This is a genomic window from Streptomyces sp. NPDC006610, assembly GCF_040611575.1.
GTDB lineage: Bacteria > Actinomycetota > Actinomycetes > Streptomycetales > Streptomycetaceae > Streptomyces.
Genome location: NZ_JBEXOP010000001.1, coordinates 241588 through 268140, shown reverse-complemented (window position 1 = coordinate 268140; position 26553 = coordinate 241588). Strand labels below are relative to the sequence as shown.

The following is a 26553-nucleotide window of genomic DNA, read 5'->3' as shown; positions in this document are numbered from 1 at the left end:
CACCGCCGGCACGCCGCTCGCTGCCCTCTGGGTCCGCTGCGCCCTCTTCCGGGTCCGCCGCGCCCGCCGGCAGGGCGATTCGCCCGGACCACGGCTCGTACCTCCTGTGTTTCGGCGCCGCGCCGCGCCCAGTACCCGCACGTCCGGTGCCTTGCGGCACCGACCCGACGAAATGGCTGGACGTACATGACTGACCTGGCAAACGACACGCTGCGGGCCGGTGGCACCGGCACGGCGCCGGAACACCTGCGTGCCGTCCTGCGCTGGCACTTCGACCCCGCCACGGGTTCCCCGTTCTGGCTGCGCAAGGCCGCCGGTCTGGGCTTCGACCCGCTCACCGACATCGTCGACGTCGCCGACCTGCGCCGCTTCCCGGACGTCAGCGGCGAGTTGCGCACGGTCCCGGCCGAGGACCTCATCCCGGCGGGCAGTTCGGGCAGCGGCTTCGAGGTGTTCGAGTCGGGCGGCACGGTCGGCGCCCCCAAGCGGGTCGTCGACAGCACCTCGCGGACCCGCAACGTGGAGTGGGTGAGCGACGTCCTGGCCGAGCACGGCTTCCCCGCCACGGGGCACTGGCTGCACGTGGGCCCGACCGGCCCGCACGTCGTCGGCCGTACCGTCCGGCACCTGGCGCAGCTGCGCGGCTCCCTGTGCTTCACCCTCGACTTCGACCCGCGCTGGGTGAAGCGGCTGATCGCCTCCGGCCGCACCGAACTCGCCGCCGAGTACCGCGCGTACCTGCTCGACCAGATCGAACCGATCGTCAATTCCCAGAACATCAAGGTGCTGTTCGTCACGCCTCCCGTGCTGGAGGCGATCTGCGCCCGCCCTGACCTGTACGAGCGGCTCGCCGCGTCGCTCGAGGCCATCCTCTGGGCGGGCACCAGCATCAGCCCCGAGTCGCTGCGCCAGATCGAGGAGACCTTCTTCCCGCGGGCCAGGGTCGCGGCCATCTACGGCAACACCATCATGGGCATCGCCCCGCAGCGGCCGCGCGAGGCGGACGACCCGTACCCCTGCGTGTTCCGCCCGTACTTCCCGCAGTCGATCGTCGAGCTGGTGGACCCGGAGACCGGCGGCCCCGTGGCGTACGGGGAGCGCGGGCAGGTCCTGATGCACCAGCTCAGCCGGGACATGTTCCTGCCCAACGTGCTGGAGCGCGACACCGCGATCCGGGTCCGGCCGGCGAGCGGGGACGACGTCGACGGCCTGGCCGACATCGCCCCGCTGAAGGCCAAGGACGCCCCGGCCGTGATCGAGGGGGTCTACTGATGGCCGCGGCCCTGCCCGTCGTCAATCCCGTCCTCGGGGGCGCCGACGTCGACAGCCGCGACCGGGTGGAGCTCGCCGCGCTCGACGGTTCCCCGCTCGCCTCGGTCGGACTGGCCCCGCGTCTGCTCGCGCAGGCCGCCCTCAACCGGCTCCGGGCGGCGCCGGCCGGGCCCGCGCCCGCCGGAGAGGTGTTCGCCGAGGCCGGCCGGCTGTTCGCCGAGGCCGAGCTGGACGGGGAGTCCCCCGAGGAGTACCGGCGCCGTGTCGTGCTGGCCACCGGCACGCCGGGCGGCGCGATCACCCGGGCGATCCGCGGCATCCGCTCGCAGCTCGGCATGATCGAGCGGATCAACCAGGCCGAGTACCCGGAGCCGTTCGAGACCCCGGGCTACCGCACGGTCTGGGTGCCGCGCGGCGCGCTCCTGGCCGCGATCGTGCCCAACAACCACCCCGAGCCCAACGTCACCTGGGTGCGCGCCCTCGCCATGGGCGCGCGTGTCCTGGTGCGGCCGGGCAGCAGGGACCCCTTCACCCCGCGCAGGCTGTTCGCCGCCCTCCTCGCCGCCGGCGTGGACCCGCAGACCCTGGCGTTCCTGCCCGGCGACCACGACATGGGCGAACACCTGCTGGAACAGGCCGACCTGGGGCTGGTGTACGGCGGACCGGCGGCGGCGGAGCGCTTCGCCCGGCGCAGCGACGTCCTGGTGCGCGGGCCCGGCCGCAGCAAGGTCCTGGTCGGCGCGGGGGCCGAGAAGGACGAGGAGCTGCTCGACGACCTCGTCCAGTGGATCGCCGACGACGGCGGGGTGCGGTGCAACAACATCTCGCTGGTGCTGACCAGCGGCCCGGTGGAACCGCTCGCCGACGCGCTCGCCCACCGGCTCGCCGGACTCCCGGTCCGCCCCGCCCTGGAGGAGCAGGCCACCCTGCCCGCCGTCAGCCCGGACAACGCCGCCGCCCTGGCCGACCACCTCGCCGGGCTGACGAAGGACGCCACCGACCACAGCACGCACCGCTACGGCGGTTCGCTGCCGGCCGACCCGGGCGACGGCACCCGCGTGATGCGCCCGCTGGTCGTCTCCGTCGACCGCCCCGACCACCCCCTGGCCGGCACGGAGCTGGGCTTTCCCTTCGTCGTGGTCGCGCCGTGGCGGCCCGCCGACGGGGTGCGCCCGCTGCGCGAGTCCCTGGTGGTGAGCCTCCCCGGCGAACACGCCCCGCTCGCCGAGGCCGTACTGCGCGAACCCTCCGTCCGCAAGGTCGTCACCGGGCGCGTCAGGCCCTGGTCCGGCGTCCCCGAGACCCCGCACGACGGCAGCCTCGCCCAGTTCCTGCTCGAACCGAAGGGCCTGGTCACGGCTGAGACCGACAGCTGACCGGACACCCCGTGCCCCACTGCCCGCACCCGCCGCCATACGGACGGAAGGGATGAGCCGTGTCCTCGTTCGCCGATCATCCGCCGGTCGCCCCGGCTCCCCCCGCGCCGCCGCCCGCAACGGAGTGGCGCAATCTCCCCGCCGACCAGCAGCCCGCGTGGCCCGACCCCTCCCGGACCGCCCGGGTCCAGGACCAGCTGGCCCTCGCCCCCGCCCTCACCGCCCCCGGTGACGTGCGCCGCCTCGGCTCCGCCCTAGCGCACACGGGGGCGGGCCGCGCCTTCCTGCTCCAGGCGGGCGACTGCGCCGAGCCCGTCGGCGCCGCCGGCGTGGCCGCCGTCCGGGGCAAGCACCGCGTCATCGGGGAGATGGCCGAGATCATCAGCGAAGCCTCCGGTCTGCCGACCGTCACCGTCGGCCGGATCGCCGGCCAGTACGCCAAACCCCGCTCGCGGCCCCAGGAGACCGTCGGCGACCGGGTCCTGCCCGTCTACCGCGGCGACCTGGTCAACTCCCCCGACGCCGACGAGCGGGCCCGGATCCCCGACCCGCGCCGCATGCTGCTCGGGTACAGCACCGCCCGGGCCGTCCTGAACGAACTCCACCTCATCGCCCACGAGTCCGCCCTGACGCTCCATTCCTGGGACGGCTGGGACCAGTGGGACGGCTGGGACGGACGGCGGGTCACGGGCGGCCCGGGTCTGCCCACCCGGGCGTGGGACGGCAGCCTGCGCTCGGTGCTCAGGGACTACGGCCAGACGATCCTGCTCGACGGCGCCTGGCGGCGCACGGGCCTGTGGACCAGCCACGAGGCGCTCGTGCTGGACTACGAGCAGGCGCTGGTGCGCCGTGACGCCCACACCGGCGAGGAGTACCTGCTCTCCACCCATCTCCCCTGGGTGGGCGAGCGGACCCGCCGGCTCGACGGCGCCCACCTCGCCTTCCTCGCACGGATCGCGGGCCCGGTCGCCTGCAAGGTCGGTCCGGCCACCGATCCCGGGACGCTGCGCGAGATCTGCGCCCGCCTGGACCCGCACCGCAGGCCCGGCCGGCTCACCCTCATCGGCCGCTTCGGCGCCGGCCGGGTCCGGGAGGTGCTGCCCGGTCTGGTCGAGGCCGCCCGCTCGGCCGGGCACGAGGTGGTCTGGGTCTGCGACCCCATGCACGGCAACACCGTCACCACGTCCCGCGGTGTCAAGACACGGCGCCTGAGCGACGTCCTCGACGAGATCACCGGGTTCTTCGAGGTGCTGCGCCGGGCGGGCCAGTGGCCGGGCGGCGTCCACCTGGAGATCGCGGGGGACGACGTGACCGAGTGCCTCGGCGCCGGCGGACCCGACGGCGAGGACGGCCTCGGCCGCGCCTACCGCACCCTGTGCGACCCCCGCCTCAACGACGCCCAGGCACTCCTGGTCGCCCGGACCGTCTCCGAGCTGATCGCCAAGGGCTGATCCGGAGCGCAGCACGCCGAACGCCCGCGACCCCCACAGAGAGCCCGTGATGAGAACCCTGCTGATCGACAACTACGACTCGTACACCTACAACCTCTTCCAGCTCATAGCGGAGGTCAACGGCGCCGAGCCGGTCGTCGTGACCAACGACGACCGCGGCGCCGACGGCATCGACCTGGCCGCCTTCGACAACGTCGTCATCTCGCCCGGCCCCGGACACCCCGCCCGCCCCCGCGACTTCGGCGTCTCCGCCCGGGTCCTGGAGACCTCGCCCGTCCCCGTGCTCGGCGTCTGCCTGGGGCACCAGGGCATCGGGCACGGCGAGGGCGCCGCGATCGTGCCCGCCCCCGAGCCCCGGCACGGCTACCTCAGCCGGATCACCCACGACGGGCAGGACGTCTTCGCCGGCCTGCCGCAGGGCTTCACGGCGGTGCGCTACCACTCGCTGTGCGTGGCCGACCCGCTCCCCGACGCCCTGGAGGCCACCGCCTGGTCCGAGGACGGGGTCATCATGGGCCTGCGGCACCGCACCCGCCCGGTCTGGGGCGTGCAGTTCCACCCCGAGTCCGTCTCCACCGAGCACGGCCGCCGCATGATGGCGAACTTCCGCGACCTCACCCTGGCCCGCCGCACGACCGCTTCCCGCCCGGCGGCCGCCCCCCCGGCCGAGCGGGAAGCGGCGCCGGCGCCGGCCGGCCGCGCCGTCCCCGTCGAGCCGGCCGCCGGCTACCGGGTGCACGTGCGCACCATCGAGACCGCCGTCGACACCGAGTCCGCCTTCACCCACCTGTACGCGGGCTCCGACGTGCCCTCCTTCTGGCTGGACAGCGCCCATGTGGAGCCGGGCCGCTCCCGCTTCTCCTACCTGGGCGACGCCTCCGGCCCGCTCGCCGAGACCGTCCGCTACCGGCTCGCCGATCGCGAGGTCGAGGTCGTCCGCGCCGACGGCGAGCCGCGGTGCTTCCCCGGGACGGTGTTCGACTACCTCCAGACGCAGCTGCGCCGCCGCCGGCTGGACGTGTCCGACCTGCCGTTCGGCTTCACCGGCGGCTACGTCGGCTACTTCGGCTACGAGCTGAAGGGCGACCTCGGCTCGGTCAACAAGCACGTCTCGCCGACCCCGGACGCCGTCTGGATCTTCGCCGACCGGGTCGTCGTGGTCGACCACCAGGAGGACGCCACCTATCTGCTGGCGCTCAGCGACGCGGACCCCGCCACCGAGTCGGCCGCCGTCCGCTGGCTCGACACGACCGCCGCGGCCCTGCTCTCCCTGCCGCCGGCCGAGCCCGTGGAGGTCGGCGACGGCGTCGGCGCCGAGCCCTGGCTCACCCACGACCGCGCGGCCTACCGGGCCCGGATCGACGAGATCCAGAAGAACCTGCGGGCCGGGGAGAGCTACGAGGTCTGCCTCACCACCTCGGCGTGGCTGCCCGCCGAGGGCGACGGCTACACGTACTACCGCGCGCTGCGCCGGGCCAACCCCGCCCCCTACGCCGCCTACCTGCGGCTCGGCGACGTAGAGATCGCCAGCTCCTCGCCCGAGCGGTTCCTCACCATCGACCGCTCCGGCGTCGTGGAGACCAAGCCGATCAAGGGGACGGTGCCGCGCAGCGCGGACCCCGAGGAGGACGAGGCCCTGCGCGCGTCGCTGGCCGCCAGCGCCAAGACCCGCGCCGAGAACCTGATGATCGTCGACCTGCTCCGCAACGACCTCGGACGGGTCTGCGAGGTGGGCAGCGTCCATGTGCCGCGGCTGATGGCCACCGAGAGCTACACCACCGTGCACCAGCTGGTGTCCACCGTCCGCGGCAGGATCCGCACCGGACTCGACGCCGTCGACGTGGTGCGCGCCTGCTTCCCCGGCGGGTCGATGACCGGGGCGCCCAAGCTCCGCACCATGGAGATCATCGACGAGTTGGAGTCCGAGGCCCGCGGCGTGTACTCCGGCTCCATCGGTCTGCTGTCCACCAACGGCACCGCGGACCTGAACATCGTCATCCGCACCGCCGTCCGGGTCGGCGACCAGTGGCGGGTGGGGGCGGGCGGCGCGATCGTCCTGGACTCGGACGCCGACGACGAGTTCGACGAGATGGTGCTCAAGGCGTCCGCGCCGCTGCGCGCCTTCCGCGTCCCGGAGCAGCTCACCGCATGAGCCCGACCGCCTTTGTCCGCGCATCCGTCGACGACAGGAGCCGTACACCATGAACGTCGCCGCAGCGCTCGAACATGCGGCCGAGGAGCGGGGCTGGTCGGACCGGGCCGCCTTCCACGAGGGCGACCGGACCGTGACCCACCGGGAGGTGCACGCCCTGGCCGCCCGCGCCGCCTCGGTGCTCGCCCGGCACGGCGCCGCCCCGGGCCGCAGCGTCCTGATCGCCCTGCCCGACACCCTCGCCTGGGTCGTCGCCTTCCTCGCCACGGCCCGGCTCGGCGCCGTGGCGGTGGTCGCCAACCCGCAGCTGACCGAGGAGCGCCACGGCTACCTCGCCAAGGACTGCGACGCGGTCCTCGCCGTCGCCGACGAGTCGCTCGCCGGCCGCTTCCCGGGCGCCGCCCACCTGACGGGCGAGCGGTTGCTGGAGGAGGCCGCCGGCGCCGAGGCCGCCCCGGCGGCGCCGGTCGGCGCGGACCATCCGCTGTACATCCAGTACACGTCCGGGACGACCGGGCTGCCCAAGGGAGTCGTCCACCGCCACGCGGACCTGGAGCTGTACCACACCGGCGCGGGCGCGCAGGTGCTCGGCTTCGGCGCGGACGACGTCGCCCTGTCGGTGTCGAAGCTGTTCTTCGCGTACGGGCTCGGCAACACGCTGGCGTTCCCGCTGTGGTCGGGCGGCTCGGCGGTGCTGGAGCCGGGGCCGCCCCGGCCCGCCCGGATCGCGGAGCTGGTCGCCCGGCACCGGGTCACCCAGCTGTTCGCCGTGCCGTCCGCGTACGCCAACATCATCGCCGAGACCGACGCCGCCGACTTCGCCAGTGTGCGCTCGGCGGTCTCCGCGGGCGAGCGGCTGACCGACGAACTGCGCGAGCGGGCCGCCGCGTTCTTCCGCTGCCCGCTGTACGACCAGCTCGGTTCCACGGAGGCGGGGCACGCCATCGCCACCAACGGCGTCGCCTTCCACGCGCCGGGCACGGTGGGCCGGCCGGTGCCCGGCTTCGAGGCCGAGGTGCGCGACCGGGACGGGCGGCCGGTGCCCGACGGGACGCCCGGCGAGCTGTGGGTGCGCGGGCCGACGGTCACGCGCGGTTACCACCGTCTGCCGGAGGAGACGGCCCGTGTCCTGGTGGACGGCTGGCTGAACACCCGCGACCAGGTGGTCCGCCATCCCGACGGCACCCTGACCCACCGGGGCCGCACCGACGACCTGGAGATGGTCGGGGGCATCACCTTCTCGCCGGTCGAGATCGAGCAGCTGCTCGCCCGGCACCCCGACGTCCACGACATCGCCGTGACCTGTGTGCGCAACGAACGGGGCGCGTCCAAACTCCGCGCCTTCGTCGTGCCCCGGCGGCCCGCCTGCGACCCCGCGACGCTGGAGTCCGAGCTGGTCGCCCTCGCCAGGGCCCACCTCGAGCCCTACAAGGTGCCGCGTGCCGTGCAGGTCGTCGAGTCCCTGCCGCGCACCCCCACCGGGAAGCTCCAGCGCTTCCTCCTCCGCCAGGGCGGCTGACAGTCCACCGCCCTTCCCTCCGTCAAGAAAGCAGCCGCCTCATGTTCTCCAGGATCACCAAACCGCTGCCGGAGACGGCCTTCTACCTCGGCCTGCTCTGGGAGAAGGCCGCGGCCAAGTTCCCGGGCACGCCCGTCACCCTCGACCAGCCGCTCGCGACCCTGCCCCACCTGGGGACCAGCTTCAGCTACGCGGAACTGGCCGACGTGGTCGACGACCTCGCGGCCCGGCTGTGGGCGACGGGCATCCGGCCCACCGAGCGCGTCGCCGTCCACAAGTCGGACAACTTCGACATCTCGCTGCTGGCCTGCGCGGTGGCCCGGATCGGCGGCGTGCCGGTGATGATCTCCTCCGCGCTGCCCGGGGAGATCGTGGGCAAGCTGCTCGGCCGGCTGGACAAGCCCTGGCTGATCAGCGACGCCGCCAAGCTGACCGGCCCGCTGGACGGCGTGGACGTGCGGTCGCTGACCCACGAGACGGTGCTGGCCGGGACCGAGGCGCACGACGGACTGCGCCGGCTCGCGGACCTGGACGGGGCGCCCCGCCGCCCGGCCGTGCGCCTGCACTCCTCGCAGCCGGCGCTGATCACCCACACCTCGGGCACCACGGGCGTGTCCAAGCTGATGGTCCACAACGCGAAGGCGCTGTTCCACCGGCTGCTGCCGCAGCAGGTCATCGCCTGGCCGGTGCGCAGGAAGGAGACGGTGGCGCTGTGCATGTCGTTCGTGCACTCCCGCTTCTTCCACTCCCTCGGCGTCTTCCTCAACTACGGCAACCCGCTGCTCGTCCTGAACGACCCGGACCCGGACAAGATCGCGCCCATCTTCGTCAGGCACCGCCCCGGCCTGGTCGAGACGCACCCGAACAACTTCATCCAGTGGGAGGACCTGGCCGACGCCCCCGGCGCCCCGCTGTCCAGCGTCCGCTACTACAGCAGCACCTTCGACGCCATCCACCCCCGCACCATCCAGCGGCTGCTGCGCGCCTCCAAGCGCCCCCGCCCGCTGCTGATACAGCTGTACGGGCAGAGCGAGACCGGGCCCATCTCCGGCGCCTGGTACAGCGCGAAGACCGCCGACAAGACGGACGGGCGCGACGTCGGCTACGTCCTGCCCGGCTTCATCCGGCTGCGGGTGGTCGACGACAGCGGCAGGCCCGTCGCCAAGGGCAAGCCGGGCCATCTCGAACTGCGCGGCCGGGGCCGCATCATGACGTACCTCGGCGAGCACGAGCGCTATCTGAACAACTTCAACGACGGCTGGTGGCGGCTCGGCGACATGGGCTACCTCGGCCGGTTCGGGAAGCTGCACCTGATCGACCGCGAGATCGACCAGATCGACGAGATCGACAGCAACCTCGAACTCGAGGACATCCTGCTGTCCCGCCTGGAGGAACTCCTCGAGGTGATCATCGTCACCGGCCCCGAGGGCGACCCGGTGCCCGTCGTGTGCACCCGCCGGGACGCCCCGCTGGACCCCGAGCGCTGGGCCCGCGCCACCGCCGGTCTGCCGCCCCTCGCCCCGCCCCTGCACTGGCCGTTCAACGAGGTGCCCCGCACCTCGACGTGGAAGGTGCAGCGCGTGGAGATCAGCCGGATGCTCCGCGAGAACAAGGCGCCCGGCGGCGTGCGCGCTTCCGACTGACGACCGCGCCGGACGACCAGAGGGAGAGTTGTCATGTCCTCCAATCCCCCACCGCCCGAACGGGTCCCGGTCCTCGTCGTCGGAGCCGGCCCCGTGGGGCTCACCGCCGCTCTCGCCCTGCGCAGCCACGGCCTGCCCGTCACCGTCCTGGAGGCCGAGCCGGAGGACCGGGTGCGCCCGGGAAGCCGCGCCCTGTTCGTGCACCGGGAGTCGCTGAACGTGCTGGGCCGGATCAGCCCGGGCCTGGACCGCACCCTGATCCGCAACGGGGTGGTCTGGCCGACCCGCCGCACGGTCTACCGCACGAAGGAGGTCTTCGCCCGCACCTACCCGCCCCGGCCGAACGACGCGGGTCACACGCCGCCGTTCACCAGCCTGCGGCAGATCGAGACGGAACGTCACCTGATGGCGGCCTGCCGCGAGGCGGGCGTCGAGTTCCGCTGGGACAGCGAGGTCACCGGCGTGGAGACGTTCCCGGACATCGCCCGGCTCACCACCGGCAAGGGCGCGGTGTGGGAGGCCGAGTACGTCATCGGGGCCGACGGCGCGCGGTCCCGGGTGCGCCGGTCCCAGGGCATCGAGATGGAGGGCGAGCGGTCCGAGGCCTTCCACGTCGTGGTCGACATCGAGGAGGACCCCGACGATCCGCTGCCGCTGGAGCGGGTGTTCGTCTACGAGCATCCCGCGCTCGGCGGTCGCAGCGTGATGCGGGTGCCGTTCGCCGGCGGCTTCCAGCTGGACCTGCAGTGCAAGGACGGCGACGCGCCCGAGGAGTGGGCCGACGAGGCCGCGGCGGCCCGCTGGGTGGCCGCCGTGGTGGGCGAGAAGTACGCCGACCGGCTCCTGTGGGTGTCCAAGTACCGCTTCCTGCATGTGGTGGCCGCCGACTTCACCGACCGCTGCCACCGGGTGCTGCTGGTCGGCGAGGCCTCCCATCTGTTCCCGCCCTTCGGGGCGCGGGGCATGAACAGCGGCATCGCCGACTCGGCCGCGGCGGCCGACGCGGTGGCCAGGGCGCTCGCGCGGCCGGACGAACGGGTCCTCGCCATACGGGAGTTCGCCACCGAGCGCCGGCAGGCCGCCGTGTTCAACAGCGAGGCCGCGCGGACGGCCCTGGCCCATCTGCGGCCGAGCAGCAGGCTGACCCGGCTCAAGCAGGCCGCGGGCGCGGCGCTCTCCCCGCTGGTGCCCTCCTGCGGGGAGTGGCTGGAACGCGCCCCGTACGGGCCGCGCACCGGAGCACCGACCAACACCAAGGGACGGTATTGACACGATGGCCTGCACGGAGCGGTGGCTCGCCTGGGACGGCGAACGGGGGTTCGCCCCCGCGGCCGACCCGGCGGGCGATCTCCTGGTGGCCGACTCCTGGCTGGTCGCGGACGGCCGGGTGCGCGCCGTCGAACGCCACGGGGCGCGGTTCGCCGCGTCCTGTGTGCGGGCGGGCCTGCGGCAGCCGGCCGTGCGGCGGTTCTGGGACGCCGCCGTGGCCGAACTCCCGCGCGAGGGCCAGTGGTTCCCGCGCGTGGAACTGCATCCCGACGGGACGCTCGCCCTTAACCTGCGGCGCGCCCCGGACCTGGCCCCGGCCGTGCGCGTCCTGCCCTGGCCGTACGCGGACCCGCGCACCGCTCCCCTGGTCAAGGGGCCGGACATCGGCCGCCTCGCCCAGGTGCGGGCGCGGGCCCGGGCCGCCGGCGCGGACGAGGCGCTGTTCACCACCGAGGACGGCCGGGTCACGGAGTCGACCACGGCCAGTCTCCTGTGGTGGGAGGGGCCCGACCTGTGTCTGCCGGACGCCGAGGACCGGGTGCTGCCCGGCGTCACCAGCGCCCTGCTGTCCGGGCTGGCCCGGGACCGCGGCGTCGTGGTGCGCCGTGCGAGGGCGGCCTTCGAGGACCTGTACGACCGGGAGACCTGGCTGGTCAACGCGCTGCACGGGATCCGTCCGGTGACGGAGTGGATCAGCTCCGGGCGCCGGGCGGCGCCGGCCGAACGGGCACCCCGGTGGCAGCGGCTGCTGCGGGCGCAGGCCCGGCATCTGGACGACTCGCCCATCGCGAGCGAGCACGCACACCGCGTGCCGTGAACTCACAAAGGAAACTGGACATGATCAAGCGCAGGACCCTGCTCGCCGCCGGTGCGGGCCTGACCGCCGCCGGCGCGAGCCTCGCCGCCGTCGGCACCGCCGAGGCCCGCCCGAAGCGGCGCCGGTACGGCACCGCCCCGTGGGACCGGCTGCGCGCCTCGCTCACGGGCGACCTGGTCCTCCCCGGCGACGCCGACTACGACCGCGCCCGGCTGCTGGCCAACGCCCAGTTCGACGACATCCGTCCGCAGGCCGTGGTGTACGCCGAGACCTCCCAGGACGTCGCCACCGCGATGCTGTTCGCCCAGGACCACTCCCTGCACACCGCGGTGCGCAGCGGCGGCCACAGCTACGGCGGCTGGTCGACCACGGAGGGCCTGGTCATCAACCTGACCCGGCTCAACCGGGTGCACGCCGGGCCGGGCCAGGTCTGCCTCGGCCCCGGCGTCCAGGCCGTGGACGTGCTGCCGCGGCTGAGCCCGTACGGCATCAGCGTGCCGGCCGGCTTCTGTGCGACGGTCAGCCCCGGCGGCTTCCTCACCGGCGGCGGCACCGGCTGGCAGTACCGCAAGTACGGCCCCGCCTCCGACCGGCTGCTGTCGGCGCGGGTGGTGCTGGCCGACGGGCGGATCGTCACGGCCTCCAAGGACCGCAACGCCGACCTGCTGTGGGCGCTGCGCGGCGGGGGCGGCGGCAACTTCGGCGTGGTCACCGAGTTCCGGATGGCGCCCACCCCGATCACCCGGGTCGTCCACTACACGCTGACCTGGACGTGGGACCACGCCCAGCGGGCCGTGCCGGGCTACCTGGAGTGGTCGCGGCAGGCGTCCGCCGACCTGGCCTGCGGCGGTCTGGTGAGGCTGCCGGACGCGCGGCCGGGGGCGCTGCCGACGATCATCGTCTCGGGCGTGCACTTCGGCACCGTGGAGCAGCTGGAGGCCGAACTGGCCCTGCTCACCTCGCTGGTGGGCGTCGCGCCCGCCACGCGTGCGGTGCAGGAGATGACGTACGAGCGGGCGATGATGCGGGTGTTCGGCTGCGAGGACAAGACGGTCGACGCCTGCCACACGACCGGCAGCAACCCCGAGGCCACGATCCCCCGGCAGGCCTGGGTCAAGAACCGGGGCCGGATGTTCAGCCGGGTGCTGCCGCAGACGGGCGTGGACGAGTTCCTCGCCGCGTTCGACGCGGACCGGCGGGCCGGCCAGTCCCGGGTGGTCAGCCTGCTCGGCCTGGGCAAGAACGCCAACCTCCCGGCCGTCGACGCCACGGCGTGGCCGCACCGCGACGCGCTCTACAGCGCGACCCTCACCGTCAGCCTCGCCTCCTCCACTCCGCCCGCCGAGGAGCGGGCGGCGGCGGAGAGCTGGCTGAACGGCCTGTTCGACGCCATCGACGGCTACTCCAACGGGCGTTCGTACGTGAACTTCCCCGACACCGAGCTGAGCGACTACGCGCACGCCTACTACGGCCCCAACCTGCCGCGGCTGAGCGGGGTCAAGCGGAAGTACGACCCGTACGGCTTCTTCACCTTCCCGCAGGCGGTCCCGGCGTGACCGCCGCCCCGCCGGTCACGGCGACGGCCGTGGCCGGCGGGGCCCCGGCACGGGACGGCGGGCCCGGGGGGCGTCCTGGGCTCTCTAGCGCTGCTTCGCCAGCCATTCGTCGAAGGTGGTCGGCGCGATGCGGACCCGCTCGCCGGGCAGCAGCGCCTCGCCGGCCATCTCCGGCCCGAATCCGGCCCGCCAGGTCGGCACGAGCCTGATCTCACGGCCGCGCGCCTCGTTGGTGCGGCGGGCCATGTCCACCAGGTCGTGCTGTTCGGGCCCGGCGATGTCGGCGTACCGCCCCTGCGGCTCGCCCGTCGCGATCTCGGCGAGGATGTCGGCGACGTCCGCGGGCGCGATCGGCTGGACGAGCAGCGGGGCGAGGGTGGCGACGCCCTCGTGCTCGGTCCAGCTCGTCACCATGGCGGCGAAGTCGTGGAACTGCGTCGCCGGGACGATCGTCCACGGAACCGGCCCCTCGGCGACGAGGCGCTCCTGCTCCCGCTTGCCCGCGTAGTGCGCGTTCCCCTCGACCCGGTCGATCCCGACGATCGAGAGCAGCACGTGGTGGCGTACGCCCGCCCGCTCCTCGGCGGTGAGCAGGTTGCGGGTGGTGGCCGCGAAGTACGCCACCGTCTCCGCCCGGTCGCTCGCCGGACCGTTGGTCGCGTCGACGACCGCGTCCACCCCGGCGAGGGCGTCGTCGAGCCCCGCGCCGGTCGTCAGGTCCACGCCGGACGAGCGGCTGATGCGTACGACGTCGTGCCCGTCCCGCTCCAGTGCGGCGACGGTCAGGGCCCCGATGTTTCCGGTCGCGCCGGCGACAGCGATGCGCATGGTGACCTCCCCATTCCAGTTGACCGGAAAGTATCATGGACTAAATGACTCCACAATGTCTTCGATAGACTCGGGGCTGTGAAGCTGCCTGTGAGTACGGAGTGGGTCCTGCACTGCGCCGCGACGCTGGCGCAGCTCGACCCGGGAGTCAGCGCGTCGGCGACGCAGCTCGCGCAGTACTACGACCTCCCGGCGGCCTATCTGACCAAGCAGCTCAAGGCGCTGGTCCGGGCCGGCGTGCTGGCCGCGACCAGCGGACCGCGGGGCGGCTTCCGGCTCGCGCGGCCCGCCGCCGAGATCACGCTCCTGCACATCGTCGAGGCCGTCGACGGCACGTCGTCGCCGTACGAGTGCCGGGAGATCCGCCAGCAGGGGCGGGGGGCCCTGCCGCCCGAGGACTGCCGGCGCACGTGTGTGCTCGCGGAGAAGATGGCCGAGGCGCACGAGGCGTGGCGCGCCAGCCTCGCCGGGGTCACCCTCGCCGAGATCGTCGCCTCCCTGCCCCCGTCCGCGCCGTCCCGCACCCGGCTGCGCCTGACGGGGACGGCGTAGTCCTCGGGCGCGGTCTCGCGTCGGGGGCGGTCAGACGGGCGTGACCAGGCGGGCGACCAGGTTCCGCCAGCCCGCCTCGACCCGCTGGGGATCGAGGCCGCGGTGGTGGACCAGGTAGGAGTACAGGCCGACGTCGAGGAAGCCCAGCAGCGTCTCGGTCAGCAGTTCGGTGTCGGCTCCGGGGACGGCCTCGCGCAGCAGGGCGTGCAGGTGGTCGCGCTTGACCTGCTGCGGTGAGGTGCCGTGGCACAGGACGGAGTCCGGGCGGGCGGCCAGGTACAGCTCGCCGTGACCGGCCCAGTGGCGCAGCGTGGCGAGCCCGAAGGCCTCGATCCGCTCGACGGCGGGCGCGCCGGGCCCGAGCGGCGGCGGACCCTCGCGCAGCGCCCGCCGGTAGGTCTCCTCGGTCTCCTCCAGCAGTGCCATGACCAGGCCCGTGCGGTTGCCGAAACGGCGGAAGACGGTGCCCTTGCCGACCCGCGCGCGGACGGCGACCGCCTCCATGGTCAGGCCCCCCACCCCCCGCTCGGCCACCAGTTCGGCGGCGGCGTGGAGGAGCCGGGCGCGGTTGCGGGCGGCGTCGGCGCGCACCGTCCCGCGCCGGCCGGCCGGGCGGGCGCCGTCGAGGACGAGCGCGTCGGAGGTCGTACGGTCGCGCAGGCCGCCCGGGTCGGGAGCGCCGGGCGACTGCGGTAAGGAAGGCGTCATGGGATCTCATCCTAGGGAGGCGGCCCGGCCGCGTCCCCGGCCCGCTGGTTAGGGTGGCGGGACAGGGCGGTCAGGCCGAAGTCGCAGACCAGACAGGGGAAACCATGAGCACTCCACGCCTGAGCAGTACGCCGTTGCCGGGGATCGGGGTGCGCTACGACCTCACCACGCGGGAGCGGCGGCGGGTGTCGGTCGTGGCGCACCGGGACGGGTCGCGGACGCTGAACGCCTACCGGCAGGACGATCCGGACGCGTGCGCGCTGTCGGTGCGGCTGACCGCGGGCGAGACGGCGGCGCTGATCGACGCCATGATGCCGACGCACCACAGCCCCAACCTGCTGTCCACCACCTCGCTCGGGCTGGTCGCCGAACGGGTCGAGCTGGCGGCCTCCTCGCACTGGAACGGGCGGCTGCTCGGGGAGACGCGGATGCGCACCGCGACGGGCGCCTCGATCGTGGCCGTGCTGCGACGGGCGGAGGCGATCCCGTCGCCCGCGCCGGACTTCCGGCTCGCGGGCGGGGACACCCTCATCGTGATCGGCACCCGTGAGGGTGTGGAGGCGGCCGCGGCGATTCTCGGGCGGGAGTGAGCCGTGCACTCGTCCGCGGTCTTCCTGATCGAGTTCGGCGCGATCATCCTCGGCCTGGGGCTGCTGGGCCGGTTCGCCGCCCGGTTCCGGCTGTCGCCGATCCCGCTCTACCTGCTGGCCGGGCTCGCCTTCGGCGAGGGCGGGCTGCTGCCGCTGGGCACCAGCGAGGAGTTCGTCGCCATCGGCGCCGAGATCGGCGTCATCCTGCTGCTGCTCATGCTGGGCCTCGAGTACACGGCCAGCGACCTGGTCTCCAACCTGCGCACCCAGTACCCGGCCGGCCTCGTGGACGCCGTGCTGAACGCGCTGCCCGGGGCCGCCATGGCGCTGCTGCTGGGCTGGGGGCCCGTGGCGGCCGTGGTGCTGGCGGGGGTGACCTGGATCTCCTCGTCCGGCGTGATCGCCAAGGTGCTGGGGGACCTCGGGCGGCTCGGCAACCGGGAGACGCCCGTCGTGCTCAGCATCCTCGTCCTCGAGGACCTGTCCATGGCCGTCTACCTGCCCATCCTCACCGCCCTGCTCGCCGGGTCGGGGCTGGCGGCCGGCAGTGTGACGCTGGCGGTCGCGCTCGGCGTCGCCGGGGCGGTGCTGTTCGTCGCGGTGCGCTACGGGCGCCACATCTCCCGTTTCGTCTCCAGCGACGACCCCGAGAAGCTGCTGCTGGTCGTGCTCGGGCTGACCCTTCTCGTCGCCGGGCTCGCGCAGCAGTTGCAGGTGTCGGCCGCGGTGGGCGCGTTCCTCGTGGGGATCGCGCTGTCCGGCGAGGCCGCCGAGGGGGCGCACAGTCTGCTGGCGCCGCTGCGGGACCTCTTCGCCGCCGTCTTCTTCGTCTTCTTCGGCCTGCACACCGACCCCGCCAGCATCCCGCCGGTCCTGCTGCCCGCGCTCGCGCTGGCCGTGGTCACCGCGCTGACGAAGATCGCCACCGGATACTGGGCCGCGCGCCGCGCCGGGATCTCCGCCAAGGGCCGGTGGCGGGCGGGCGGGACGCTCGTCGCCCGCGGCGAGTTCTCCATCGTCATCGCCGGGCTCGCCGTCACGGCGGGCATCGAGCCGTCCCTCGGCCCGCTGGCCACGGCGTACGTCCTGATCCTGGTGATCGTCGGACCGCTCACGGCGCGGTTCACCGAGCCGGTGGCCCTCCGTGTGACGGGCCGCCGCCGCGGGAACGGCCCGGGAATCGGCCCCGACCCCCGGCCGGAGGCGGCGCCGGACTCGCTGGCGGGCTCGGAGAAGTAGCCCCCTGCCGTCGCCGCCCCCCGGCCGTCTCACCCACGAGGACGCCCCATGACCCGACTCCCCCTCGCCCACCTCACCGGGGCGGCCCGGCCATGACCGACGACCTGCCCTTCGTGGACGAGCACACCGTGCTGGTCGCCGCCTCCCCCACCGCCGTGTGGCGGTCCCTCGCCCACGCCTACGGCGGCGGCTCACCCTCGTGGGAGGCATACGGCCGCCTGGTCGCCGCCGACCCCGGCAGGACCACCGGCGCGCCACTCGCCGAGGGTTCCACGCTCCCCGGTTTCGAGGTGACCGAGTCGGCCCCCGCCCGCCTGCTCCGCCTCACCGGCCGCCACCGGTACTCCCGCTACGCCCTCACCCTCACCCTGACCCCCCGCCCCACCGGCACCCTCCTCACGGCCCGCACCCACGCCTCCTTCCCGGGCGCCGCCGGCCGGACCTACCGCCGCCTCGTCATCGCGTCCGGCGCCCACAGGATCCTCATGACCCGCCGGCTCGGGGGCATACGACGCCGGGCCGAGTCGGAGGCGGCGATGTGATCACGCCGAGCGCTTGCGGGACGCCGTCTTCTTCGCCGGGGTCTTCTTCTGCGCGGTCTTCGACGTCCCCGCGGTCTTGGACGTGCCCGCGGTCTTGGACGTCCCCGCGGTCTTCGACGTGCCCGCCGTCTTCTTCGCGGCCGACGCCGACTTCGACGCCGTCTTCTTCGTGGACGCCGTCTTCTTCGCCGGGGTCCTGCCCGTCGTGGACGTCGACTTCTTGCCCGCCGGCTCCTTCGGGGTCGTCTCGCGCGGCGGGAGTCGTCTGACCTCCGCCTGCTCCTCGCCGCGGGACTCCCGCGCCGCCCGGACGCTGTTCTCCAGGGCCGCCATCAGGTCGAGCACCTTGCCGCCCTTCGCCGGCTCGGGGGTCTCCGGGGGCGCCTCGCCCGCGGCCTTCGCGGCGATGACCTCCTCGACGGCCTCGCGGTACTCGTCGTGCAGGTCCTCCAGGTCCACCTCGCCCAGCGTGTCCATCAGGGCGTCCGCGAGGTCCAGTTCCTTGTCGCGGACGGTGACGTCCGTGTCGGGGGCGACGCCCTCGGGGGCGCGCACCTCGTCGGGCCAGAGCAGGCCGTGCATCGCGATCGCCTCGCCGACCACCCGCAGCATGCCCAGCCGCTCCCGCCCGCGCAGCGCGAACTTGGCGATCGCCACCTTGTTGCTGCGCTTCAGCGCCTCCCGCAGCAGGGTGTACGGCTTGGCGGCCGGCGCGCCGCTCGCCGCCAGGTAGTACGCCGCGTCCATCTGCAGCGGGTCGATCCGGTCGGCCGGCACGAACGCGACGATCTCGATCGTCCTGGCGGTCGGCAGCGGCAGCTGCGCCAGGTCCTCGTCCGTGATCGGGATGATCGACCCGTCCGCGTCCTCGTACCCCTTGCCGATCTCCGCCTGGCTGACCTCGCGGTCCTCCAGTTCGCAGACCTTGCGGTAGCGGATCCGGCCGCCGTCCTCCGTGTGGATCTGGCGGAACGAGATCGAGTGGCTCTCCGTGGCGTTCACCAGCTTGATCGGGATGCTGACGAGGCCGAACGAGATGGCGCCGTTCCAGATGGATCGCACGGGCGGCATCCTTTCGCGCTGACCGGGGAGTCGCTTTACGGCGATATGTGACGATTTCTGTGATTCTCATCGTATGACGCCGATCACAGAGGTGGAGGGGCGACGGGTCGCGCTCAGCAATCTGGACAAGGTGCTGCACCCGGCGACCGGCTTCACCAAGGCCGAGCTGCTGCACTACTACGCGACCACCGCCGAGGTGCTGCTCCCCCATCTGCGGGACCGGCCGGTGTCCTTCCTGCGCTACCCGGACGGTCCCGACGGCCAGGTGTTCTTCACCAAGAACGTGCCGCCCGGTACGCCCGACTGGGTCACCACCGCCGAGGTCCCCCGGTCGGAGGGACCCTCCCGGATGGTCCTGGTGCAGGACCTGCCGAGCCTGATGTGGGCCGCCAACCTGGTCGCCGAGTTCCACACGCACCAGTGGCTCGCCGGCGCCCCGGAGATCGCCGACCGGCTGGTGTTCGACCTCGACCCGGGCGCCCCCGCGACGGTCGTGCAGTGCTGCGAGGTCGCCCTCTGGCTGCGCGAACGCCTCGCCGCGGACGGCATCGAGGCCCACCCCAAGACCTCCGGGTCCAAGGGGCTGCACCTGCTCGCGGCGGTCCGGCCCGCGCCCTCCTCCGACGTGACCGAGTACGCCAAGGCCCTCGCCGTCGAGGCGGAGCGGGCCATGCCCCGGCTGGTCGTCCACCGGATGACCAGGAGCCTGCGGCCCGGCAAGGTCTTCGTCGACTGGAGCCAGAACGCCGCCCGCAAGACCACCGCCGCCCCCTACACCCTGCGCGCCCGCCCCGAGCCCACCGTCTCCGCCCCCGTCACCTGGGACGAGGTCACCGCCTGCGGCGCCCCCGAACAGCTCGTGTTCACCGCCGCCGACCTCGGACCCCGCGTGCAGGACTACGGCGACCTGCTGGCCCCCCTCTTCGACCCCGACCGCGCCGGGCCGCTGCCCTGACCTCGGCGCGGCCCTTTCGTACGACCGCCGACCACCCCATCCCGAAGGAGTCCCATGGACGCGTCCCCGCCCTCCCCCCGATCCCACCGCACCCCCCGCCGCACCCTCCTCGCCGCCCTCACCGCCCTCGCCCTCGCCGCCGCCCCCTGGTCCGCCACCGCCGCGCCCGAACGGCCACCGGCACCCGGGGCGGCCGGCCCGCAGGTGATCCTCGACTGGAACCGCACCGCCGTCGCCACCATCAACACCGACGCCCGGCTGTACTCGGCGGAGCAGTTCCTCTGGCACGGCTTCGTCTCCGCCGCCGTCTACAACGCGGTGGTCGGCATCGAGGGCCGCTACACCCCGTACAAGTGGGACGTACGACGCCCTCACGGCGCCTCCGCCGAGGCCGCCGCCGCTGCCGCCGCGCACGAGGTGCTGCGGACGTACTTCCCGTCCTCCCGCAAGCGCCTCGACGCCGCCTATGCCGAGTCGCTGGCGAAGATCCCCGACGGGCGCGCCGAGGAGCGCGGCGTCGCCTTCGGGCGGCGGGCCGCCGAGCACGTCGTGCGGCTGCGCGCGGACGACGGGCGCGGGGCCCGGGTGACGTACGCCAAGGCCCCCGCCCCCGGCGTCTGGCGGCCCACCCCGCCGACCGAGGCGCCCTTCCACGCGCCGTGGCTGGCGAAGACGCGCCCCCTGCTGCTGGACTCCGCCGAGCGGGTGCTGCCCGCGGCCCCGCCCGCGCCGGCCTCCCGCCGGTACGCGCGGGATTTCGCCGAGATCAAGGCGATGGGCGGCAGGAGCGGCTCACTGCGCACGGCGTGGCAGACGGAGACGGCCCGCTTCTACGCCGACGTCCTGCCGGTGCAGCTCCAGGACGCCTACCGCGGCCACGTCGAGCGGCGCGGGCTGGACCTGGTGGACGCGGCCCGGCTGTTCGCCGCCGCCAACACGGCGACCGCCGACGCGTCGATCGCGGCGTGGAACGCCAAGTACACGCACGGGCAGTGGCGTCCCGTCACGGCGATCCGGCTGGCCGGCACGGACGGCAACCCGGCCACCGAGGCGGACCCGGAGTGGACGCCGCTGCTGCGCACGCCGCCGTACCCGGACTACGTCAGCGGGCACTGCACGGTGGACGGCGCCGCGGTGACGGTCCTGGACCGGCTGAGCGGCGGCGACCTCGACCTGCGGATCTCCTCGGCGGTGACGGGGACGACGCGGACGTACACGCGGGCCGCCGACTTCCGGCGGGACGTGATCAACGCCCGGGTGTGGGGCGGGGTCCACTTCCGGACCAGCGATGTCGTCGGCGACCGGCTCGGCAGGGACATCGGGGCGTTCACACTCGATCACTACTTCACACCGGTCGACCAGGAGGCCGACTGAAAGCACCGCTCACAGCCGCCTGCCACCCGCCACCCGCCACCCGCCACCCGCAGTCGCCTGCGGCGCACGGACGGCCGCTCTCACAGCCGCGCCCAGGTGTTCCGGTCACGGGCCAGCGCGTACAGGCCCTCCACGTCCGCCGGCTTGAGCACGCCCCCGAGCCGGGCGAGCCCCGCGAGGTCCGCGTCCTCCAGGACCCGCACCTCCCTCAGCGGCCCGGCCACCTCCAGCCGGGCCGCGGGACCCGCCAGCGCCAGCACCGGACGGACCTCGGCGGTCAGCGCGTACGAGGCCCGGTCGGCGTCCGCCCGCACCCGTCGCAGCAGCGGCCGCTCCTCCCTCCGCCCCAGCGCGGTCAGGCGCACCACCGGATCGGCGATCCGCACCCTGCGCCTGCGCGCGTACACCGCGTGCACGGCGAAGACCCCGCCCGGCCCGATCACCAGGTGGTGGACGCGGTCGCCGCCGGGCAGCGGGACCGAGTGCAGCGTGCGCCAGCCCGCGCCCTCCAGCCCGTCCAGCGCCTCCCCGACCGTCCGCTCGGCCTCCAGCGCCCGCCGCCGCGGGTCGGCGCCCAACCGGCCCACGGAACCGGCCGCTCCCAGCCCCCCGGGGTCGCGGTCGAGGGCGATCAGCAGGGCCTCGCCGGGCCGGTTGGGAGCCAGGTCGTCGTCGGGGTGGAGGCTGAGCCGGGCCAGTTCGGCGGGGGTCGGCACGGGCGGCGGGCCCACCGTCACCGGGCCCGCGACGAAGGGGCGCAGGGCGGTGAGGACGTCGTCCCTGCGGTCCTCGGCGATCAGGTGGACGCGGGCCGTCCCACGGTCGTACCAGGCGATGCTCCTGCCGTCCGTGAGACAGACGTACAGCCGCTCCCGGCCGGGCCCGAGGGCCGGGACGACGCGCAGTCCGGTCATGCGCCATCACCTCATGACCATGGGAACAGGCCGGGTGCTCCCGGAGCAAGAACCCGGCTGCTGGTGAGGAGTTGGGCGTACGGTTGGGGAGGCGCCGGTGGCTGCCCGCGGGAAGCGGCCCGACGTCCCCTCGCCGGAGCGCCCGTGGGACGAGATCGCGCCCGGGCCGTGGAGGGGCGGGCACGAGTGCGCGAGCCGGTCGGGCGGCCCGGAGTCCGCGGTGTACGGGACGAGGTCGATCTCGTGCAGACCCTGCTGCGGCTGCCGGGGCACGGGCCCGGTCCCGGCGTGGAGCACCAGGTGCGGCCCATCCTGGACGGGCCGCTCGACGGCGCCCGGCTCGCGGGCGTGATCCGGCTCGCGGAGGCCGCGCGCGAGGCGGTGGCCGCCGGCCGCAAGGTGCCGGTGCGCGGCTACCACGGCTACAACCGCTCCGGCCCGGTCGCGGCGCACGCCCTGATGCGCCAGGGGCGGTCGGCGGAGGCGGCCGTCCGGCTGATCCGGTCCCGCCGCTCGCCGTGGGCGCTGCACGACGACCTGTTCGTCGAGTACCTGCGGGCGGGGCTGCCGACGGCCCGGCTGCTGGAGGAACTGGCGGAGTGAGGCCCCGGCCTGCGGCCGTCCGGCCCGGGCGGCCGTCTCGGCAAGCAGCCGCTCCTCCCCATAGGCCGCCTCTCCCTGATGGCCCAGTGTGGAAGGCGGCGCCGACACCACCCTCCTAATGTGGCGATTGACCCACTTCACCCCCATTCATGGAGGTACCCCATGTCCCTGCGCGCCTCGCTCACCCGCCTCGCCATAGCGACCGCCGCCGGCGCCCTCGCCACCGCCGCCGCCGTCGTCCCCGCAGGCGCCCTCGGCACCGCCCCCGCGAACGACGAGTGGGGCGGCGACGGCGCCTCCGTCGTGTCCGGCGAGTACCAGCCCCAGGGCGGCGGCTTCGGCGGCGGAGGAGTCGGCGGCGGCGGAGGAGCCGGAGGCGACGGCTTCGGCGGTGGCAGCGGCGGCGCCGGCGGGAACGGCCTCGGCGGCGACGGACGCGACCCGCACGGCGGCGGCCACCACGACTCCCGCTACTACAAGGGCGTCGTCACCGCCCAGCGGCTGCTGCTGCGCAGCGCGCCGAACCGCGGCAGCCAGGTCATCCGGGCCGTGCACCGCGGCGACGTCGTCTCCATCTACTGCAAGGCGCCCGGCGAGACCGTCGACGGCAACCCGCTGTGGTACCTCCTCACGGACGGCACCTGGGCCTGGGGCGCGGCCCGCTACATCGACAACATCGGCCCGGCCCCGCGCTGGTGCTGAGCACAAGAGGAGAGCAAGACGTCATATTCCGCTAGGTTCCGGACATGATCGAGGCCGGAACCGGAACCGCCGTCGCCGCGCGGACGCCCGCTCCCCCGGCGCGCCTCCCCCGGCGCCGCGGCATCGAACTCACCCTCGTCCTGGCGGCCGTCCTGCTGTCGGTGTGCGGCTACTGCGCCGTCGGGCTCGCGCACGACGGCTCCCTCCCGCCCGGCGCCGCCGCCCACGGCGCCGGGCTGGGCGCGTTCGCGCTCCTCGCCCACCTCGCGGTCCGGATGCGCGCCCCGTACGCCGACCCGCTGCCGCTGCCCATCGGCGTGCTGCTCAACGGGCTCGGCCTGGTGCTGATCCACCGGCTGGACCTGGAGACGCCGGGCGACCGCGCGGCCCCGGCGCAGCTGGTCTGGTCGGCGTCCGGCGTGGTGCTGTGCGCCCTGGTCGTGGCCGCGCTGCGGGACCACCGCCTGCTGCGCCGCTACGCCTACGTCAGCGGCGCCGCGGCCCTGGTGCTGCTCACGCTGCCGATCCTGTTCCCCCCGGTGAACGGCGCCCGGATCTGGGTCCGCTTCGCCGGCCTCTCCCTCCAGCCGGGCGAGTTCGCGAAGGTGCTGCTGGCGGTGTTCTTCGCCGCGTACCTGGCCGCGAACCGCGGCGCGCTCGCCCACGCCGGCCGTCGCGTCCCGCGCCTGCGCCGGCTCCAGCTGCCCACCGGACGGGTCCTCGGCCCGATCGTCACCGTGTGGCTGGCGAGCGTCGGCGTGCTGGTCCTGGAACGGGACCTCGGCACGTCGCTGCTGTTCTTCGGCCTGTTCGTGGTGATGCTGTACGTCGCCACGGGCCGCACCGGCTGGATCGCCGTCGGCCTCGCGCTGGCCGCCTCCGGAGCGTGGGCGGTGGGCCGGCTGGAGCCGCACGTGCACGCCCGCATCCAGGACTGGCTGCACCCCTTCGCGTCCGTCGACGCCGGCCAGGGCCCCGGCCAGCTCGCGCAGTCGCTGTTCGCCTTCGCCGCGGGCGGGCTGACCGGCACCGGGCTCGGGCTCGGCGACTCGGAGCTGATCGGCTTCGCCGCGAAGTCCGACTTCATCCTGGCCACCGCCGGCGAGGAGCTGGGCCTGGCCGGGCTGGCCGCGGTCCTCGTGCTCTACGCCCTGCTGGTGGAGCGCGGCTTCCGGGCGGGCCTCGCCCTGCGCGACCCGTTCGGGCGGCTGCTCGCGGTGGGGCTCGCCTCGCTCGTGGCGCTCCAGGTGTTCGTCATCGCGGGCGGGGTGACCGGGCTGATCCCGCTGACCGGGATGGCGATGCCGTTCCTGGCGCGGGGCGGCTCCTCGGTGGTCGCCAACTGGGTGATCGTGGCGCTGCTGATCCGGGTGAGCGACGCGGCGCGCCGGGAGTACGACGGGCGGCTCGCCCCGTGAGCCGGCACATCCGGCACGCCGCCGCCTTCTGCGCGCTGCTGCTGGCGGCGCTGCTGGTCAACGCCGCCCGCGTCCAGATCGTCCAGGCCCCCGCCCACGACGCCAACCCGGCCAACCGGCGGGACACGATGGCCCGCTACCGCGAGCCGCGCGGCGACATCCTGGTGGAGGGCCGCCCGGTCACCGGCTCCCGCGACACCCGCGAGCATCTTCGCCACGAACGCACCTACACGGACGGGCCGCTGTACGCGCCGGTGACCGGGTTCGCCTCGCAGCTGTACGGCACGGCGTTCCTGGAGCGCACCGAGGACGCCCTGCTGTCCGGGGCCGACCCGGCACTCAGGCCGCTGCCGCTGTGGAACGACCTCACCCGCGCGCGCCCCTCGGGCGGCGACGTCGTCACCACCCTGCACGCGGCGGCGCAGCGCGCGGCCTTCACGGGGCTCGGCGACCGCAAGGGCGCGGTGGCGGCGGTGGAACCGGCGACGGGACGCGTCCTGGCGCTGGTGTCCACCCCGTCGTACGACCCCGGCGAGCTGTCGGGGAACGGACGGGCGGCGATGCGGGCCTGGGCGCGGCTGAACCGGGACCCGGACCGGCCGATGCTGAACCGGGCGACGCACCGGACGTATCCGCCGGGCTCGACGTTCAAGGTGGTCACCGCGGCGGCGGCGCTGGACGCGGGCGTCGTCCGCGACCTGGACGCCCCCACCCGCACCCCCGTCCCGTACACCCTGCCCGGCACCGCCACGGCCCTGCGCGACAAGGCCCGGGAGTGCCGCGACGCCTCCCTGCGCGAGGCGTTCGAGCGGTCCTGCAACACGGTGTTCGCCAAGCTCGGCGTGGACGTCGGGGTGGAGCGGATGACCGCCGCCGCGCACGCCTTCGGCTTCAACGACCCCGATCCGCGCATCCCCTACCCGGTGGCGACGAGCACCTTCGACACCTCGGTGGACCGGGCCCAGCTGGCGCTGTCGTCGATCGGCCAGTTCAACACGCGGGCGACGCCCTTGCAGATGGCGACGGTCGCGGCCGCCGTCGCGGGCGGCGGGCTGGTGCGCGAGCCGTACCTGGTGGAGCGCCGTACGACGGCCCGCGGGGCCACCGTCTCCTCGGCGGGCGCCCTGCCCGCGCGGTGGGCGATGTCGCCGTCGACGGCGCTGCGGCTGCGGCAGCTGATGCGGGACGTGGTGGAGCGGGGCACCGGCCGGGGCGCGGCGATTCCCGGCGCGGTCGTCGGCGGCAAGACCGGCACCGCGCAGCACGGGGTCGGCAACTCCGGGACGCCGTACGCCTGGTTCGTGTCCTGGGCGCAGCGGGAGGGCGATCCGGAGCCGCGGGTGGCGGTCGCGGTGGTGGTGGAGGACGCTGCGGCGGACCGCGGCGACATCACCGGCGGCGGGGTGGCCGCGCCGGTCGCCCGGGCGGTGATGGCGGCGGTTCTCGGCCAGTGAGACGGGGGGTGCCGGGCGAGGGCGCGCCGACCTACCGTTCGGTCATGACCGATCCCACCGCGTACGAACTCGCCCAGGTCAACATCGCCCGTCTCAAGGCCCCGCTGGACTCACCGCAGTTGAAGGATTTCGTGGACGCGCTCGACCCGGTGAACGCCGACGCCGACGCGGCCGACGGCTTCGTGTGGCGGCTGAAGGGCGACTCCGGCAACGCGACCGACGTGCCCGTGTTCGGGGACTCCTGGCTGATCGTCAACCTGACGGTGTGGCGGGACCCCAACGCCCTGACGGCGTACATGTACCAGGGCCGGCACCGGGAGATGCTGGCCCGGCGCCGGGAGTGGTTCGAACGGCTGGAGGAGGCGGTGACCGCGCTGTGGTGGGTGCCGGCCGGTCACCGTCCGACCGTCGCCGAGGCCGAGGCGCGGCTGCTGCACCTGCGCACCAACGGGCCGACGCCGTACGCCTTCACGCTGCGCACCTCCTTCCCGCCCGAGGGGACCGCGCCGGTGACCGGCGAGGTGGCGGAGGACCTGGGCTGCCCGGTCTGACCGGCG

General features: G+C 74.5%; 23 protein-coding genes and 1 pseudogene. 20 read left to right on the top strand and 4 right to left on the bottom strand.

What is annotated here, in order from left to right; translation table 11 throughout:
• The first annotated feature begins 186 nt into the window (after positions 1–186).
• The 9 genes from ABZY13_RS01230 to ABZY13_RS01190 are packed head-to-tail and all read left to right on the top strand — an operon-like array spanning position 187 to position 13055.
• Positions 187–1272, top strand: a complete 1086-nt coding sequence (locus ABZY13_RS01230) for an AMP-binding protein (RefSeq protein WP_356626637.1) — start codon at positions 187–189, stop codon at positions 1270–1272.
• Positions 1272–2648 (top strand): aldehyde dehydrogenase family protein, encoded by a 1377-nt coding sequence (locus tag ABZY13_RS01225; protein WP_356626636.1) that lies wholly within the window; start codon positions 1272–1274, stop codon positions 2646–2648. The genes ABZY13_RS01230 and ABZY13_RS01225 overlap by 1 nt, the downstream gene beginning before the upstream one ends.
• A gap of 59 nt (positions 2649–2707) precedes the next feature.
• The gene (locus ABZY13_RS01220) at positions 2708–4099 is read left to right on the top strand and encodes a 3-deoxy-7-phosphoheptulonate synthase class II (RefSeq protein ID WP_356626634.1); all 1392 of its coding nucleotides are present in this window, start codon (positions 2708–2710) and stop codon (positions 4097–4099) included.
• A 49-nt stretch (positions 4100–4148) separates the two neighbouring features.
• Positions 4149–6251 (top strand): aminodeoxychorismate synthase component I, encoded by a 2103-nt coding sequence (gene pabB, locus ABZY13_RS01215; RefSeq protein WP_356626632.1) that lies wholly within the window; start codon positions 4149–4151, stop codon positions 6249–6251.
• Between the two features lie 49 nt (positions 6252–6300).
• Positions 6301–7770 (top strand): AMP-binding protein, encoded by a 1470-nt coding sequence (locus ABZY13_RS01210; protein ID WP_356626630.1) that lies wholly within the window; start codon positions 6301–6303, stop codon positions 7768–7770.
• Positions 7771–7811: 41 nt separating this feature from the next.
• Positions 7812–9413: an AMP-binding protein gene (locus ABZY13_RS01205; RefSeq protein WP_356626629.1), complete on the top strand. Its 1602-nt coding sequence runs from the start codon at positions 7812–7814 to the stop codon at positions 9411–9413.
• A 33-nt stretch (positions 9414–9446) separates the two neighbouring features.
• Complete coding sequence (locus ABZY13_RS01200; RefSeq protein WP_356626627.1) at positions 9447–10682, top strand: FAD-dependent monooxygenase; 1236 nt, start codon at positions 9447–9449, stop codon at positions 10680–10682.
• 4 nt (positions 10683–10686) lie between these two features.
• Complete coding sequence (locus tag ABZY13_RS01195) at positions 10687–11499, top strand: aminotransferase class IV (protein WP_356626625.1); 813 nt, start codon at positions 10687–10689, stop codon at positions 11497–11499.
• A gap of 20 nt (positions 11500–11519) precedes the next feature.
• Positions 11520–13055: an FAD-binding oxidoreductase gene (locus tag ABZY13_RS01190; protein ID WP_356626623.1), complete on the top strand. Its 1536-nt coding sequence runs from the start codon at positions 11520–11522 to the stop codon at positions 13053–13055.
• Between the two features lie 84 nt (positions 13056–13139).
• On the opposite strand, the gene ABZY13_RS01185 is transcribed toward ABZY13_RS01190, so the two are convergent.
• Positions 13140–13883: an NAD(P)H-binding protein gene (locus ABZY13_RS01185; protein WP_356626621.1), complete on the bottom strand. Its 744-nt coding sequence runs from the start codon at positions 13881–13883 to the stop codon at positions 13140–13142.
• Positions 13884–13961: 78 nt separating this feature from the next.
• Here ABZY13_RS01185 and ABZY13_RS01180 point away from each other — a divergent pair, with 78 nt between their 5' ends.
• A complete protein-coding gene (locus ABZY13_RS01180; protein ID WP_356626620.1) occupies positions 13962–14435 on the top strand; it encodes an Rrf2 family transcriptional regulator in 474 nt (157 codons plus the stop codon).
• Positions 14436–14465: 30 nt separating this feature from the next.
• Here ABZY13_RS01180 and ABZY13_RS01175 read toward each other — a convergent pair whose 3' ends face one another.
• Positions 14466–15143, bottom strand: coding sequence for a TetR/AcrR family transcriptional regulator (locus tag ABZY13_RS01175; protein WP_356626619.1), 678 nt, complete (start codon positions 15141–15143; stop codon positions 14466–14468).
• Positions 15144–15247: 104 nt separating this feature from the next.
• On the opposite strand from ABZY13_RS01175, the gene ABZY13_RS01170 reads away from it, so the two are divergent.
• The 3 genes from ABZY13_RS01170 to ABZY13_RS01160 all read left to right on the top strand — a co-directional run bounded on the left by ABZY13_RS01170 (position 15248) and on the right by ABZY13_RS01160 (position 17514).
• Positions 15248–15733, top strand: a complete 486-nt coding sequence (locus ABZY13_RS01170; RefSeq protein ID WP_356626617.1) for a TrkA C-terminal domain-containing protein — start codon at positions 15248–15250, stop codon at positions 15731–15733.
• 3 nt (positions 15734–15736) lie between these two features.
• On the top strand, positions 15737–16972 hold the full coding sequence (locus ABZY13_RS01165) for a cation:proton antiporter (RefSeq protein ID WP_356626615.1): 1236 nt from the start codon (positions 15737–15739) through the stop codon (positions 16970–16972).
• Between the two features lie 92 nt (positions 16973–17064).
• Positions 17065–17514: an SRPBCC family protein gene (locus ABZY13_RS01160; RefSeq protein WP_356626613.1), complete on the top strand. Its 450-nt coding sequence runs from the start codon at positions 17065–17067 to the stop codon at positions 17512–17514.
• Here ABZY13_RS01160 and ABZY13_RS01155 read toward each other — a convergent pair whose 3' ends face one another.
• Positions 17515–18585, bottom strand: coding sequence for a Ku protein (locus ABZY13_RS01155; RefSeq protein WP_356626612.1), 1071 nt, complete (start codon positions 18583–18585; stop codon positions 17515–17517). It lies immediately after the preceding gene.
• Between the two features lie 64 nt (positions 18586–18649).
• On the opposite strand from ABZY13_RS01155, the gene ligD reads away from it, so the two are divergent.
• Both ligD and ABZY13_RS01145 read left to right on the top strand, forming a co-directional pair.
• Positions 18650–19531, top strand: a complete 882-nt coding sequence (ligD, locus tag ABZY13_RS01150; RefSeq protein WP_356626610.1) for a non-homologous end-joining DNA ligase — start codon at positions 18650–18652, stop codon at positions 19529–19531.
• 54 nt (positions 19532–19585) lie between these two features.
• Positions 19586–20905 carry a vanadium-dependent haloperoxidase gene (locus ABZY13_RS01145; RefSeq protein WP_356626608.1) on the top strand — a complete coding sequence of 440 codons (1320 nt, stop codon included), beginning with the start codon at positions 19586–19588 and terminating at the stop codon, positions 20903–20905.
• Between the two features lie 80 nt (positions 20906–20985).
• On the opposite strand, the gene ABZY13_RS01140 is transcribed toward ABZY13_RS01145, so the two are convergent.
• A complete protein-coding gene (locus tag ABZY13_RS01140; protein ID WP_356626607.1) occupies positions 20986–21819 on the bottom strand; it encodes a nuclease-related domain-containing protein in 834 nt (277 codons plus the stop codon).
• Between the two features lie 97 nt (positions 21820–21916).
• Between ABZY13_RS01140 and ABZY13_RS01135 the strand changes: the two are divergent.
• From ABZY13_RS01135 to ABZY13_RS01115, 5 genes and pseudogenes are all read left to right on the top strand, one after another.
• Positions 21917–22422: pseudogene (locus ABZY13_RS01135) on the top strand (protein phosphatase).
• A 162-nt stretch (positions 22423–22584) separates the two neighbouring features.
• Complete coding sequence (locus ABZY13_RS01130; protein WP_356626605.1) at positions 22585–23124, top strand: SH3 domain-containing protein; 540 nt, start codon at positions 22585–22587, stop codon at positions 23122–23124.
• 44 nt (positions 23125–23168) lie between these two features.
• Positions 23169–24542, top strand: coding sequence for an FtsW/RodA/SpoVE family cell cycle protein (locus ABZY13_RS01125; RefSeq protein WP_356626603.1), 1374 nt, complete (start codon positions 23169–23171; stop codon positions 24540–24542).
• A complete protein-coding gene (locus ABZY13_RS01120; RefSeq protein WP_356626601.1) occupies positions 24539–25996 on the top strand; it encodes a penicillin-binding transpeptidase domain-containing protein in 1458 nt (485 codons plus the stop codon). Before ABZY13_RS01125 ends, ABZY13_RS01120 begins: the two co-directional genes overlap by 4 nt.
• A gap of 44 nt (positions 25997–26040) precedes the next feature.
• On the top strand, positions 26041–26547 hold the full coding sequence (locus ABZY13_RS01115) for a DUF3291 domain-containing protein (protein WP_356626599.1): 507 nt from the start codon (positions 26041–26043) through the stop codon (positions 26545–26547).
• The last annotated feature ends 6 nt before the right edge of the window (positions 26548–26553 follow it).

What these genes read in the sequence shown, in the direction of transcription:
- ABZY13_RS01225 (WP_356626636.1), top strand. Translation starts at nt 1,272, where the DNA reads ATGGCCGCGGCCCTGCCCGTCGTCAATCCCGTCCTCGGGGGCGCCGAC.
- ABZY13_RS01160 (WP_356626613.1), top strand. Translation starts at nt 17,065, where the DNA reads ATGACCGACGACCTGCCCTTCGTGGACGAGCACACCGTGCTGGTCGCC.
- ABZY13_RS01145 (WP_356626608.1), top strand. Translation starts at nt 19,586, where the DNA reads ATGGACGCGTCCCCGCCCTCCCCCCGATCCCACCGCACCCCCCGCCGC.
- pabB (WP_356626632.1), top strand. Translation starts at nt 4,149, where the DNA reads ATGAGAACCCTGCTGATCGACAACTACGACTCGTACACCTACAACCTC.
- ABZY13_RS01210 (WP_356626630.1), top strand. Translation starts at nt 6,301, where the DNA reads ATGAACGTCGCCGCAGCGCTCGAACATGCGGCCGAGGAGCGGGGCTGG.
- ABZY13_RS01115 (WP_356626599.1), top strand. Translation starts at nt 26,041, where the DNA reads ATGACCGATCCCACCGCGTACGAACTCGCCCAGGTCAACATCGCCCGT.
- ABZY13_RS01200 (WP_356626627.1), top strand. Translation starts at nt 9,447, where the DNA reads ATGTCCTCCAATCCCCCACCGCCCGAACGGGTCCCGGTCCTCGTCGTC.
- ABZY13_RS01155 (WP_356626612.1), bottom strand. Translation starts at nt 18,585, where the DNA reads ATGCCGCCCGTGCGATCCATCTGGAACGGCGCCATCTCGTTCGGCCTC.
- ABZY13_RS01130 (WP_356626605.1), top strand. Translation starts at nt 22,585, where the DNA reads ATGTCCCTGCGCGCCTCGCTCACCCGCCTCGCCATAGCGACCGCCGCC.
- ABZY13_RS01190 (WP_356626623.1), top strand. Translation starts at nt 11,520, where the DNA reads ATGATCAAGCGCAGGACCCTGCTCGCCGCCGGTGCGGGCCTGACCGCC.
- ABZY13_RS01170 (WP_356626617.1), top strand. Translation starts at nt 15,248, where the DNA reads ATGAGCACTCCACGCCTGAGCAGTACGCCGTTGCCGGGGATCGGGGTG.
- ABZY13_RS01175 (WP_356626619.1), bottom strand. Translation starts at nt 15,143, where the DNA reads ATGACGCCTTCCTTACCGCAGTCGCCCGGCGCTCCCGACCCGGGCGGC.
- ABZY13_RS01140 (WP_356626607.1), bottom strand. Translation starts at nt 21,819, where the DNA reads ATGACCGGACTGCGCGTCGTCCCGGCCCTCGGGCCCGGCCGGGAGCGG.
- ABZY13_RS01185 (WP_356626621.1), bottom strand. Translation starts at nt 13,883, where the DNA reads ATGCGCATCGCTGTCGCCGGCGCGACCGGAAACATCGGGGCCCTGACC.
- ABZY13_RS01205 (WP_356626629.1), top strand. Translation starts at nt 7,812, where the DNA reads ATGTTCTCCAGGATCACCAAACCGCTGCCGGAGACGGCCTTCTACCTC.
- ABZY13_RS01195 (WP_356626625.1), top strand. Translation starts at nt 10,687, where the DNA reads ATGGCCTGCACGGAGCGGTGGCTCGCCTGGGACGGCGAACGGGGGTTC.
- ABZY13_RS01230 (WP_356626637.1), top strand. Translation starts at nt 187, where the DNA reads ATGACTGACCTGGCAAACGACACGCTGCGGGCCGGTGGCACCGGCACG.
- ligD (WP_356626610.1), top strand. Translation starts at nt 18,650, where the DNA reads ATGACGCCGATCACAGAGGTGGAGGGGCGACGGGTCGCGCTCAGCAAT.
- ABZY13_RS01125 (WP_356626603.1), top strand. Translation starts at nt 23,169, where the DNA reads ATGATCGAGGCCGGAACCGGAACCGCCGTCGCCGCGCGGACGCCCGCT.